Annotated in this window: 12 protein-coding genes; 3 read left to right on the top strand and 9 right to left on the bottom strand. The window is 52.0% G+C overall.

Annotated features, from left to right (window positions below; all coding sequences use genetic code 11):
• Positions 1 to 41: 41 nt before the first annotated feature.
• Positions 42 to 944, bottom strand: a complete 903-nt coding sequence (locus B7989_RS00510) for a LysR family transcriptional regulator (RefSeq protein ID WP_088626704.1) — start codon at positions 942 to 944, stop codon at positions 42 to 44.
• A 118-nt stretch (positions 945 to 1,062) separates the two neighbouring features.
• Between B7989_RS00510 and B7989_RS00505 the strand changes: the two genes are divergently transcribed.
• Together B7989_RS00505 and B7989_RS00500 are read left to right on the top strand one after the other, a co-directional pair.
• On the top strand, positions 1,063 to 1,629 hold the full coding sequence (locus B7989_RS00505) for an FISUMP domain-containing protein (RefSeq protein ID WP_088626703.1): 567 nt from the start codon (positions 1,063 to 1,065) through the stop codon (positions 1,627 to 1,629).
• Between the two features lie 21 nt (positions 1,630 to 1,650).
• Positions 1,651 to 3,333, top strand: a complete 1,683-nt coding sequence (locus B7989_RS00500; protein WP_088626702.1) for a putative transporter — start codon at positions 1,651 to 1,653, stop codon at positions 3,331 to 3,333.
• 106 nt (positions 3,334 to 3,439) lie between these two features.
• On the opposite strand, the gene B7989_RS00495 is transcribed toward B7989_RS00500, so the two are convergent.
• From B7989_RS00495 to B7989_RS00465, 7 genes are all read right to left on the bottom strand, one after another.
• A complete protein-coding gene (locus B7989_RS00495; protein WP_088626701.1) occupies positions 3,440 to 4,183 on the bottom strand; it encodes a hypothetical protein in 744 nt (247 codons plus the stop codon).
• A gap of 235 nt (positions 4,184 to 4,418) precedes the next feature.
• Positions 4,419 to 4,958: a hypothetical protein gene (locus B7989_RS14055; protein ID WP_198959531.1), complete on the bottom strand. Its 540-nt coding sequence runs from the start codon at positions 4,956 to 4,958 to the stop codon at positions 4,419 to 4,421.
• 165 nt (positions 4,959 to 5,123) lie between these two features.
• Positions 5,124 to 5,954 (bottom strand): hypothetical protein, encoded by an 831-nt coding sequence (locus B7989_RS00485; RefSeq protein WP_144264922.1) that lies wholly within the window; start codon positions 5,952 to 5,954, stop codon positions 5,124 to 5,126.
• A gap of 138 nt (positions 5,955 to 6,092) precedes the next feature.
• Positions 6,093 to 7,259 (bottom strand): ribose-phosphate pyrophosphokinase, encoded by a 1,167-nt coding sequence (locus B7989_RS00480; protein WP_088626699.1) that lies wholly within the window; start codon positions 7,257 to 7,259, stop codon positions 6,093 to 6,095.
• 158 nt (positions 7,260 to 7,417) lie between these two features.
• Positions 7,418 to 8,680 carry a diaminopimelate decarboxylase gene (gene lysA, locus B7989_RS00475; protein WP_088626698.1) on the bottom strand — a complete coding sequence of 421 codons (1,263 nt, stop codon included), beginning with the start codon at positions 8,678 to 8,680 and terminating at the stop codon, positions 7,418 to 7,420.
• A 155-nt stretch (positions 8,681 to 8,835) separates the two neighbouring features.
• Entirely contained in the window at positions 8,836 to 9,369 is a 534-nt protein-coding gene (locus B7989_RS00470; RefSeq protein WP_088626697.1) for a hypothetical protein, read from the bottom strand.
• 80 nt (positions 9,370 to 9,449) lie between these two features.
• The gene (locus B7989_RS00465; RefSeq protein ID WP_088626696.1) at positions 9,450 to 9,932 is read right to left on the bottom strand and encodes a glycogen-binding domain-containing protein; all 483 of its coding nucleotides are present in this window, start codon (positions 9,930 to 9,932) and stop codon (positions 9,450 to 9,452) included.
• A 77-nt stretch (positions 9,933 to 10,009) separates the two neighbouring features.
• Here B7989_RS00465 and rpe point away from each other — a divergent pair, with 77 nt between their 5' ends.
• Positions 10,010 to 10,660 (top strand): ribulose-phosphate 3-epimerase, encoded by a 651-nt coding sequence (gene rpe, locus B7989_RS00460; RefSeq protein ID WP_088626695.1) that lies wholly within the window; start codon positions 10,010 to 10,012, stop codon positions 10,658 to 10,660.
• Here the strand turns inward: rpe and B7989_RS00455 are convergent.
• Positions 10,650 to 12,329, bottom strand: coding sequence for a DUF4832 domain-containing protein (locus tag B7989_RS00455; protein ID WP_088626694.1), 1,680 nt, complete (start codon positions 12,327 to 12,329; stop codon positions 10,650 to 10,652). The genes rpe and B7989_RS00455 overlap by 11 nt on opposite strands.
• Positions 12,330 to 12,427 lie beyond the last annotated feature (98 nt).

Below are 12,427 nucleotides of genomic sequence, written 5' to 3'. Positions count from 1 at the left end.
ATCAAATCAACCTTTATTGGGGAGCCAAATATAGTAAAAAATTACCTATGCGGCTTCTTACGTTTTTCAGTCCGTTTGAGCAAACCGGTCAAGAACTTGAAAAATCTTTCGGAACGCGAGTTGTCTTGCTTGTTTCGGCGAAGCGTAATCACGATATCGCGCTTGAATTCGGCATCTGTAATTTTTAATAGACGTATTCGTCGGTTGTTCACTCGGCCCCAAGAGTATTCGGGCCAGAACCCCACACCAATACCGCTGGCAATAGCGTCCTTTACAGCAAGGGCGTTGTCGCTTTCAAAAATAATGTGCGTCTTGAACCCGACGCGTTCGCAGTATTCATTACAGATATTGCGCAATTGCTTGGAACCATAAAGCCCGATAAAGTTCGTCTCTTGCAATTCCTTGAGGCTGATACTGTCGCATTTGCGGTACTGTGCCACATTGGGAACCGCCAGAAAGATGTTTTCGGAACAGACAAAACTTTCTTCGTCGTCGGAACCGTATTTTTGCGCAGACGCCTTGTAGTCTGCATACGTGCGAACGCAAATGTCGTAAAGCGTCGTTTCTTCGTTCTGCACCAGGTTGAATCGAAGATCCGGATCGTTTTGCTTATACAAGATAACGGCATTGGTCACGAACGTCGATGCGGCAAGCACATTCAAGTTCAAGGTTGCCGACTGTTCGTTTTCCATGGCGCGGAGCTGTGCCGGAAGCGCTTCGATATCTTCGTAAAGCGGTTTCACTTTCTTATAAAAATATTCCCCGATTTCTGTCAATTTGATGTTTCGGCCCTGCGTCTTGAAGAGTTTTACGCCGAGTTCGTCTTCAAGTTTATGAAGGGCGTGCGTGAGCGCAGGCTGCACAATACATAGGGTTTTCGCACTTTGCGTTACGTGTTCTGTGCGGGCGACTTCCAAGAAATATTTTAAGTGCGTGAGTTCCATACAATTTTCTTATCTAAAGCAATTCATCAAAAATATTGATGAATTAAATATAAATAATCTATTAGACAATATGAATCGCCGGTTCTAAATTTGCACGCAAAAACAACAAGGAGTACTTATGAAACCGACATTCAAGACCATCGCACTTGCCACCATTACGTTAGGCACCGCCATCACGTTTACCGCCTGCGACCAGGCAAATACCTGCAAGTACGATGAAGCCTCCAACACGCTTTCTTGTTCCGAAAAGACTTACAAGACCGCAAACCTCGGCGGCAAAGTCTGGATGGCCGAAAACATCACCGCCTACATCCCCGATTCCAGCGTCTGCTACGGCAACGAACACGTCAACTGCGAAATCATGGGGAGACTTTACACCTGGAACGCCGCAACAACGGGACTCTGCCCGAAAGGCTGGACCCTCCCCTCGCAAGAAGATTTCAAGAAGGCCTTTGGCGACGCCTCTTCGGTAACGCTCAAGGAAAACAGTTCCTTCAACATGCAATTTGCCGGATTCCGCTACTATGACGGAAAATTTGCCGACAAGGGCGCAAGCGCAAGCTTCTGGACAAGCGACAGCTACGACGATTCCAGAGCCTACCTCGTCCGCGCCACCGATTCCACTATCACTTACGAACACTTCAACAAGAACATTGCCGCCTCGGTCCGTTGCATAAAAGAGTAAATTTAAAGACGGAGGGATAAAATGACTTGGCTAATCGATTTATTCGCAAAGCCCTCGGTAGGGCAACAAGTATTAGCAATCGCGCTCACCGCCGCACTCGGCCTCATGATCGGAAAAATCAAGGTCAAGGGAATCGCGCTCGGTAGCGCAGGCGCCCTTTTCGTGGGCATTGGCCTTGGCCACCTGGGACTCCGTGTCGAGCCGAACGTCCTTCACTTTATTCAGGAATTCGGCTTGATCCTGTTTGTCTACACCATAGGCATGCAAGTGGGACCCGGATTCATGGATTCCATTCGCCGTCACGGCCTTGTACTGAACATCCTTTCGACAAGCATCGTGCTGCTCGGCGTTATCGTAACGCTCTGCCTGTACTTCTTTACAGATATGCATAACAACGTACCCGTACTCATAGGAATGCTTTGTGGCGCTGTCACGAACACGCCTTCCCTTGGAGCCGCTAACTCAGCCTTTGCCGCGGCCGGGGTGGACACGTCCCTCACGGGTATCGGGTACGCTGTTGCATATCCGTTCGGCGTCATCGGAATCATCTTGGTCATGATTCTCGTGCGCCTCATCTTTAGGCAAGACCCCGCCAAGTCAGCCGAAAAATATACAGCGGAAATCGCTGCCCACAGCAAAGAAATTGAATCTTGCAGCCTTACCGTCGAAAACCAGAACCTTTACGGAATCCAGCTCAAGGACATTCCGAACCTGATTTCGAGCGGAGTCGTCGTCACCCGCCTCTTGCGCGGAGAAAGCATTTTTACCCCGAACGGAAAGACGGTGATTGAACAAGGCGACAAGCTGCACATTGTGGGCATGCCCGAAGCCGTTTGCGCCATGGAAAAAATTATCGGCAAGCGTCTGGAAAAACCGATTACGCTTGAAACCAGCAACACTGACAAGAAGATTGTCGTCAAGACGATTCTCGTGACAAACAAGAAGATTCTCGGCCGCACCATCGGTTCCTTGGCTCTTGCGGAACGCTACGGCGTAAACATCAGCCGCGTCGTGCGCAGCGGATTCAAGTTCACTGGCCGACTCGATTTGAGAATCAAGTTCGCCGATAAGCTCCGAGTCGTCGGCACCGCCGAAGGCATCGAGGCCGCCGAGAAGGAACTGGGCAATTCGCTCACCGCTCTTGACCACCCCGAAATTCTCCCCGCCTTCTTGGGCATTTTCCTCGGAGTCATTGTCGGAAGCATTCCTATCGCTATCCCCGGAATGCCGACCCCGCTCAAGCTCGGTCTTGCCGGTGGCCCCCTGATTGTCGCCATTCTTTTGAGCCGCAAGCGTAAAATCGGTCCGCTGAACTTCTTCATGGCCAACAGCGCAAACCTCATGCTCCGTGAATTCGGCCTCACGCTCTTCTTAAGTTGCGTCGGCCTGAATGCAGGCATCAAGTTCTTTGACGTGCTCCTGAACGGTGACGGCGTTTACTACATGGGACTTGCAGCACTCATTACCTTCGTGCCGCTCGCAATCGTCGCGACTGTCGGCCACCTGGTTTTCAAAGTCAACTACCTTTCGCTCTGCGGCGTTCTCGCAGGCGCCACCACCGACCCGCCCGCTCTGGCCTTTGCCAACGGCCAAGCGAACAGCGAAGCAGTGAACATCGGCTACGCCTCCGTTTACCCGCTCACCATGTTGCTTCGAATCTTAAGCGGCCAGGTGCTCGCGATACTCCTGCTGCAAGCGATATAACATTTCATTCTAGTACTCCTCGAACACTAAACGACCCTCCTTCCGGGGGGTCGTTTTCCGAATAAAAAACTCCCCTTATGCAGGGGAGTCTTCGTTGCACACTTTTTTATTCAGCAGATTGTTCACCTGCACCCTGTTCAGCGGGTTGTTCGCCTGCACCTTGATCGGCAGGTTGTTCACCTGCGCCAGGACCGGCGGGTTCTTCACCTGCGCCAGGACCGGCGGGTTCTTCACCTGCACCCGGACCGGCGGGTTCTTCGCCTGCGCCAGGGCCGGCAGGTTCTTCGCCTGCGCCAGGGCCGGCAGGTTCTTCACCAGCGCCAGGGCCGGCGGGTTCTTCGCCTGCACCAGGGCCGGCAGGTTCTTTGCCTTCACCCGGTTCAGCACCTTCTTCACCGGCGCCACCACCCAGGTCGACAGTTTCTTCGTCGCCACCCTGATTGGCAGGTTCCTTACCGGCACCCGGATTTTCGCCAGCGGGTTGTTTTTCATCGCCAGCAGGTTCTTCTGCAGCAGGCGTCTTGTTTTCCGAATCAGCAGGAGTGTCTGCCGAAGCCTTATTCTTGCAACCATCAACCGGTTTGCCCAACATCATCGGAGTAAAGATTGTTCCATCGCACTGTACGGTATCGGCATCTTCTTCCACATATACCTTGGCGCACATATTCTCGGTCGAAGAACAAGCAAGATTGATCGCTTCTTCAAGCGTTTGAACACTTGCCGGAACATTGCTGTTATTAGCGGGATTGCTGCTAGCAGCAGTGCCAGAAGAGGAACTGTCATCACCGCAAGCAACGAACGATGCCATTGCAAAGGCGGCAATAGGAAGGATGATTTTTTTGTTAAGCATTTGGACTCCTTATAGAACTAAAAACCATAAAGAAAACATATATCCGATTCAAAAAGAATCGGATACGCGGCGCTAGTAAAAAAAATTTTCTTGCTCTATTCTGGAGCGGCAATATCGCTTTTTGGAACTTTTCGTCACGTTTTAGAAGCGTTTCCACAAAAAAAGACTCCCCTTCTGCAGGGAAGTCATTTGTTGAGCTAAAGCAACAGGCCGTCAGCCTGTTGTCAGAGCTTTATTAGTTCACCGGGCAAGCTTCAACCCATTCGCCCGCGATCGTTGCGCACTGATCCTGGGTAACCGGAATGCATTCAGCCATACCCGGAATATCGCTTGCCATGTAGCAGGTTGCACCACCAGCAGCCGGAGTTTCGGCGGCCGGGTCAGCCGGAGTTTCAGCAGCCGGATCAGCCGGAGTTTCAGCGGCCGGATCAGCCGGAGTTTCGGCAGCCGGATCAGCCGGAGTTTCGGCAGCCGGGTCAGCCGGAGTTTCGGCAGCCGGAGCAGCATTTTCGCAGCCAGTAACCGGCTTACCGAAAAGCATCATTTCCCAAGAAGTACCATTGCACTGGACAGTGTCCTTCAGATCTTCTTCGATATAAATCTTAGCACACATATTGTCCGTTGCGGAGCAAGCGACATCCTTTGTGTCAAAAAATTGCTTCAAGGTAGCCGGAGCTTCCTTAGAAGCCGGGCTAGAAGAGCTGTCGTCACCGCAACCCACGAGAGCGGTCATAGCAAGAGCAGCAACAGGAAGAATAACTTTTTTAGTAAACATTTTGTCTCCTTATAATGAATTAGGTAGTCCCTAATATACATCCATTTTTTTCAAACAGGTTGCTTTTTTTAAACAAAATATTGACATTTGTTGTATTACAAAACAACATTTTTAGCAAGCACCGCCATTTTGTAAACATTCATGTACAAAGGAGCGGTCTTTGCCTTATTCTGCAAGATCGCGAATATCTTCGCAATCGAAGAAGGCGCCCGGATAAACATAATATTGAACCCCGTCGATGACGCCGTCACACCTTGTTCCACCTGCCGGGCACTCTGCCGCAATAGAGCCACCATCATTTTCGCATTCAGAGCGATTATACTTGTCTAACGGGAACACGCCACAAACGTCCTCGCCATAGCATGCGAAAGTTTCACCGTCCTGAACATCTACAGGAACCGTTTGTTTTGGGTCACTATTTTCTTTATCGGAGTTCGTGACATCCTTTACTTCGGTGTCATCATCCCCATCTTCCAGAAGTTCGGCACAGCTCATCGTGTTAAACACAGCACCATAGTAATAAATCTTGGCCGAAACCGCCGTGTTTTTTTCCTTATCAACACAGACCTTCGTTGCACCAGACGGGCATCCGTTTCCCAAAGTGGCAGAAACAACCATCCCGTCGGCACCCTCGGCTTCCGTCGTGCACATCTTCTTCAGATATTTTTCATAGTCGACATCCGCCTGGATGCAGGAGCGCGTCCTAAAGACATCGGCCATTTGGTAATAGCACGAAATCAAGCCCGTAGAACCATCATACGTTTCTTGATTAGAATCCTGCTCGGCAGGTTCATCTTTCACCGTCGAATTGTCCGGCGTCGAAGCGGCATCCTCAAAATTCTTTACTACGGAATCGGCATCCGCAGCGTCATTGGCATACCACCTAGTATTTTCATATTTGGTATTCGCTTCGGTAGAGTTGGAATCGCTATCGCAACCGAAAAGGGTTACAAGCGCAAATGCAGCGACAGGCATTAAATATTTCAGATGTTTCATTAGAACTCCTTGTATAACTCTTCTCACCAAATATACATCAATATCAAGGAGATAGAAAAAACCCCCCGGCATTTCGCCAGGGGATTTAAAAAGTTGCTCCATTTTATCATGTTCGCCGAGCTGAGGCAACAGAACTTATTAAAAAAACTGGGGCGGCCAACGCGGGTTCTTCGAGGACATATCGATCTTGTAGAAGTCCTTTTCGAAGCGGCCATCGTCCATGCCGTACATCTGCATCACGTGGCGGGCAATCCACTTACCGAGCTTGAGCACGGTGAGCTTCTTGCGGAGCCTACCCTGGCAGTCGCGGTTCATAATATCCGGGAGCGTCGAAGTCGTGAGGATTTCGTCGATAGCCGGGCTGTTGAGCTTTTCACGGGCTTCGGCACTGGTGTGGAAGTGAGTCACGCCGAAGCACACGCGGTTCGGATGGCCCTTCTTGATGTGTTCGCAGCACTGCACGATCGTCGTACCGGTACGCACCATGTCGTCGAACACGATCACGTCCTTGCCTTCGATTTCTTCGATGCTGATGTCGGAAAGTTCCGGGTTGAAGGTCATGCTGATTTCACGTTCGCCGGTACGGACCTTGTCCATCACCACGCGCTTGCATTCGGGGAGCTGGAGAGCGTCGAACACAGCGTTCATGAACGGGCGTGCGCCCTTGTCCGGAGAGACGATCACGAGGTTGTTGCCGTCCTTACCGGTCTGAACGAAGTTGCTGCTCTTGATGTAGTGAGCGTAAACGTCGGTCGGAATCAGGTTGTGGAAGTTGCCTTCAAAAATTTCAGTAAACAGGTTCTGCACCTTGATGCTGTGGTTGTGGCAGGTCACCACAGCGTCAACGCCAGACTTCTTGAGGAGTTCGGCGTAAAGGAGGCTCGTGAAGGCCTGGCCGTCGAACTTCTTGAGGTCGACATCCGGGCGATCCTTTTCGAGCGGACCGACGCGGTGCGGACCGCGGTCCTGGGCGCTGTAGAACAAATCGGGCTCCACGAGCACCACCTGTTCGGCACCGTTGTCCTTAGCGGCGCGGGCCAAAATGCAGTTACGCATGGCGTAGTCGTTACGGCTGCGTTCATGGTTCGAAACCGAGCAAATCAAAACGATCTTGCCTTCCAAGCGACGGCCGATATGTTCCATATCGTCCACGTCGAGCATGTAGCGGGGGCAGAATTCGGAGTTTGCGAAGGTCTTCAAGGAGACCACGTCGGAAATATCTTCACGGAGGCCGATGTACTGGGCCATGTCGATGGCGAACGGATCATCGGTGAAGTTTCCGGTCACGATAAAACGATCAGACATATTTACGCCTTGATGTTGAGGTTGAACCATTGGTTATGGGCAAATATAGAATAATTCGATACCCAAATTCAAGGTCGTCATACAATAGGCTACGTATCGAAAAAGACTTTCGCCATTTCTGACGAAAGCCTAAAAATCATAACGAAGCTATGCGACGCTTATAGATCGATAATGCGGTCGTTCTGCATGAGCTGTTCAAAAGTCTGGCGTTCGCGCACGACCTTCAGTTCACCCTTGGTGTACATGGTTTCGGCGGCGTAGCGACGGCTGTTGTAGTTGCTGCTCATGGCGGCACCGTAGGCACCGGCATCATGCAGAACCAGGAGGTCGCCCACCTGGGCCTTCGGGAGCTTGCGGGTCACCACAAAGCCGCCTTCTTCCTGCGTGAACACGTCACCGGATTCGCAGAGCGGGCCAGCCACAACGGCGTCCACCGTTTCGTTCAGTTCGCGACCGTCGCGGGCAATAATCGAAATAGCATGGTAGCTACCGTAGAAACTCGGGCGAACGAGGTCGGTAAAGCCGGCGTCTACCAGGTAGAACAGGTTGTCGCCCTGCTTCTTGACGGCGCGGATTTCGGCCATCAGGTAACCGCTTTCGGCCACCAGGTAACGACCCGGTTCCACTTCCAAGTGAACCTCGTGGCCGATGCTCTGCTGAATGCGCTTGCGGGCATCGTCCCACAGCTTGTAGTAAGCGTTCACGTCGATGCGGTTGCCCTTGTCTTCTTCGTGATACGGAATCGGGAGGCCGCCCCCTGCACTGATGGTGCGCAAGTGAGAGCCCAGGCGACGGCTGGCGTCGACCATGGCGTCGCAAACCTGTGCGAGGTGTTCGAAGTCCGTGCCGGAACCGATATGCATGTGCAAACCCGTGATCCACATGCCGTTAGCCTGAGCGAGCTTGATGCAGTCCTTGATCTGTTCGTGCCAGATGCCGTGCTTGGAAAGATCGCCACCGGTGTTGGTCTTGCGGGAATGACCGTGGCCAAAGCCCGGGTTCACGCGGATGGTGAGTTCGGACTTCACGCCGAAATCAGCGAGCTGCTGGATCATGTCCGGAGAGCCCACGTTCACGGCGATATCGTACTTCTTGACGAGTTCAAGAGCATCCTTGTCGAAGATGTCTGCGGTGTAGACAATTTCGGGAGCCTTGCCCTTCTGCTGGCCGCCCTTGAATCCGGCCTTGAGGGCGCGGACGATTTCGCCGGCCGAAACGGCGTCAACGACGCAGCCAAGCTTACGGATAAGCGAAACCACGGAAAGGTTCGGGCATGCCTTCTGAGCAAAGCGAACGGTGTCAAATACCTGGACATCCTTCACGCACTTTTCAATCGTAGCGCGGTCATAAATCCAGAGCGGAGTGCCGTACTGATCGGCAGCCTTCACAAAAACGTCTTGAGGAATAGAATAGTTTGCCATACGGGGGTAAAATTTAGAAAATGGGCGTGAGGTGCAGAGCCGCACGGATGAGCTTTAACGCCACATTGCTTAGGACAAGCGAAATACGGAGTGCGAAGTTCGCGCCGGCTTTACACAAAATGAAAAACGCAGGCGTTCATACCTGCGTTCAATCTTTAAAACTTAAGCGCTAAATCCATGCCCACCGTTTTGGTCAGCGGATTGAGCAACGGAACAAAATCCACTTTTACCTGCTGCGACTTTGTCCGGAATCTTTCTGCCGAATTCTTGTACTCTTCGGACTGTTCCAGCATCCTGTTTCCTCTGATACCCTTCCCTATGCCGCCAGCGACACCGAAAACACCGCCCATCAAGAGGCACGCGCTAGGAGCCATGATAAACACGACTAAAACGCCACCACCCTCTAAGGAAGCGCCTGAAGAAGCGCTAACGCTCCATATGGTTCCGACAGCACCGAGAGTTCCCAAAAATACGCCGGCAACAATGTCGTCAACATAGTCTTCCAACAATTGTTCGCCTTCGGTTTTCAGCTTGGCAGACATTTCTTCGTAGTACAAGGCACTGTCGGAAACCGCGACAGAAAGCGTATCACTAGCGCATTCCCCAGATACTCGATCGGTCCGCTCACAGGGTTGAGAAAACGCAATCGAGCATAAAGCAAACAAAATAACGGCAATCATTTTTTTCATTTGCCATAAAGATACCTTAAAAAAATAAAAAAAGGTCCCAGTCGCCTGGAACCTTCCGATAAACTAACCAAAAAAAGGGATTAGACGTGCTTGACCTTGTTGTCGCCTTCGTCCCAGTACTGGCCATCACAAACGAACTTGTATTCGTAATCGCCAGCATCGAGGGTGATCTTGCCAGTCCAAAGACCAGTCTTCTTGTCCTTCTTGAGCATGTCCTTGTCGACAGCCCAGTTGTTGAAGGAACCTGCGACAGACACGGTCGTTGCGAGCGGGCAGTTGGCTTCGAACACAACCGTCACCTTCTTGGGAGCCTTAGCAGCGGTCTTCTTGGCAGCGCTAGCGGGAGCCTTCTTTTCGGCAGCGGGCTTAGCGGCAGCCTTCGGAGCAGCCTTCTTGGCAGCCGGCTTGGCGGCAGTCTTCTTTTCAGCGGCCGGCTTAGCAGCGGTCTTCTTGGCCGGGGCCTTCTTTTCGGCAGCCGGCTTAGCGGCGGCCTTCGGAGCAGCCTTAGCGGCAACCTTCTTGGCGGCGGCCTTGGCAACTACAGTTTTTGTTCCTTTAGACATTGTTGATCTCCTTGCTTTGTTTGGCGCCAATAATAGTAAATTTTTTTCAACCTGTCTAGTTTTGCTATATTTGGGCCATGCTCAAGCAAATTATCGCCCCTAGCGTGTTGAACGCAAATTTCCTCGAACTCGGCAACGGCCTCAAGGCTATCGAAAACGGTGGCGCCGGCCTTGTTCACCTCGACATCATGGACGGACACTTTGTCCCAAATATCAGCTTTGGCCCGGGCATCTCGGCTTGCGTGGGCAAGGGAACCAAGCTCCCGCTTGATTGCCACCTGATGATCGAAAACCCCGAGAACTACGTGGGCGAATTTGCAAAAGCCGGCGCAAGCCTCATCAGCGTGCACGCCGAAACCACGAACCACCTGGACCGTCTGCTGCACCAGATTGCCGAACTCGGCGTGAAGCCCGCCGTGGCCATCAACCCGGCAACCCCGCTCGAAAGCATCAAGTACGTGCTCGACATCGTGGACATGGTCTTGATTATGTCGGTGAACCCGGGATTCGGCGGCCAGAGCCTGATTCCCTATTGCCTTGACAAGATTCGCGAACTCCGCGCCCTCAAGCCGGAACTCAACATCCAGATTGACGGCGGCGTCAAGCTCGACAACATCCTCGCCTGCAAGGAAGCCGGCGCAAACATCTTCGTGGTAGGCTCCGCCATCTTCGGCAAGAGCGATCCCGAAGCCGTGTGCCGCGAATTCGTGAAACTCGTTAACGGCTAGTCGCACCATTGGCGCGGTAGCGCTTGTTGCCATCGCGGATAATTGCATTGAGGCGTTCCCTCTGCACGAAGGGGGCGTTCTTCTTTTGTGCCGCAGCTGGGAGGGCGCGCGGAATCGATGATTTGACATTTTCGTCATAGTAGATTTTGCCCAAATAGGCGGCAGGCTGCTCGTCGCCACATGTTCCGCCACCCACACGCTTACTGTTGGCAAATTGAACCTCGCCCACCTTCAAGAACACTTGGTAACGTCCTTTGCCTCGTATATTTAATTTGGTCAAAATTTCAATTTCGTTATTTCCGTCGAACGTCATCACAGTATCGCCACCTGCAATCAATATAGTTCGGCTATGGATATCACGGGAATCAATGTCCGGCAGGTCGTAATAAGTCGGCATAGGGCACTCCAACAAACCGGTACCTTCCAGGTCTGTTAAAATGGCAAGCCTCACCGGTGCATTCCATGTCAAATTGCCAAAGCCCACGTTCTGAATGCGGAGTTTCGCACGTAAAATTCCGTCGTCCCCTACGGTATCGCTCATCCACGATTCGCGCAGTACAAAACGATAGCCCAAGTGGTCATTGATGTACTTGAAACCCGAAAGCGAATCGACTCGCGCTGGGTCATAATCGAAATCCTTCTGCTTGAACGGAGTCTTTTTCCAACTGTCAATCAGCTTGTTGTTCCACTGAATGTTCAGGTAGCTCGTATGCGTGCGGAAGCCTTCGTATGCCAAGAACTCTGGTGTATTGATGACCTGATAATTTTCTGCTGTCGTAAGCGCCTCGCCGCCGTAAGGCGTGTTGATGCTGTACTTTTCGAGCCAGGCCACCCCTTCTTCGCGGCAGATAGACGTCGCACAATCCGCGCCCCAAGTGCCGTAATCGTACTGCGTTCCTAAATAGCCGTCGTTGAACATTCCCACACGGTACATGGTGTCGCCCTTCGCCTTCGCGATTTCTTTGAATTTATCGCCGTCGATATGGAAGTCGACGCCCCAGTTGTCAAAGCCCAGCACCTTCGCTGAATAGTTTCCCGTGCGCGTGAGAATCTTGAGTTCGGGCGGCGTACTGCGCAGCATCAGGTTCGTCGCCTCGGCAATGCGGTCGTAGGTGATGTTCGTGTCGCTGTGCATCTCGCCGTAGGCACCGTGCATTCCCATCTCGAGCGCCACGATAACGTCGGTATTCTTCGAGAGCACAGGAGCGAGCTGTTCCACATGACGCATTACCCACTTGTGTTCGGGAGTCACATTACTGCGTCCGTTGTACCACGGATCGTAACAGATGCGCACAATCACGTAGCCGTTATTTTTGCGAATGTTGTCAAACGTTGTCTGCAAAACATTCAGGGCGTCTTCGGTCAGGTCCTGGCTCACGCCGCGCACCGTATCGCGCTTTCCGCCGGTCGTGTCAATCGAAAGCCATGCGTTGCTGCTGAATTCCGAAATTTCCGCACGCAAGTGCAACAGCTTGCCATACGGCTTTTCAATTGGCTTGCTGCCCGAAGGTTTCAAATGCAACACCTGCGGTGTATAGAATCCGCGATCATAATTGCCGAGAGTCGCCATCGCATCGGTCGTATCGATTGACTGTTTTACTAGGCCCACGGCAAAAACTGGCGCATGCAAAAGTACCGCGGCAATCGCCCAAATAACAAACTTCTTCATGGAGCCCCCTTCACAAAAAACGGATACGGCATCAAGCCATATCCGTAATATATATTATTCGGGGGGCAGGTTTAAGAAATCAATGAAAAAAACTAAAA

The organism is Fibrobacter sp. UWB5 (assembly GCF_002210295.1).
GTDB lineage: Bacteria > Fibrobacterota > Fibrobacteria > Fibrobacterales > Fibrobacteraceae > Fibrobacter.
This window is presented reverse-complemented; position numbering and strand designations above follow the sequence as displayed.